Below are 381 nucleotides of genomic sequence, written 5' to 3' on the forward strand. Positions count from 1 at the left end.
GGCAAAAGTACCATCGGCGTACTGGTGGACAAGCGCCTTGGTATGGGATTCATTGACACCGATCTGCTGATTCAGGAGCAGGCCGGACGTACCCTGCAGGAGATTGTTGATCAGGACGGCTATGTGGCGTTGCGTCTGATCGAGGAGCAGGTGTTGCTGGCGCTGGACATTCAGAATCAGGTGATCAGTACCGGGGGTAGTGCAGTGTACAGTGATGCTGCAATGCAGCACTTGAAGCGTAACGGTACTGTGGTGTTCCTGGACATTTCACTGGAGACGGTGATTCACCGCATTGGCGATTACAGCCTTCGGGGGATTTCACGGCGGCCGGATCAGTCTCTGGCAGAGTTGTTCGAGGAGCGTTTCGCGCTTTATTCCCGC

General features: G+C 55.4%; 1 protein-coding gene. It reads left to right on the top strand.

Annotated elements, in window-relative coordinates; translation table 11 throughout:
• A partial coding sequence (locus L8D11_RS05490) for a shikimate kinase (protein WP_236870657.1) occupies nt 1-381 on the top strand: 381 nt, incomplete at both ends.

It is taken from the genome of Candidatus Bandiella numerosa (assembly GCF_021811875.1).
Classification (GTDB): Bacteria; Pseudomonadota; Alphaproteobacteria; order Rickettsiales; family Midichloriaceae; genus Aquirickettsia; species Aquirickettsia numerosa_A.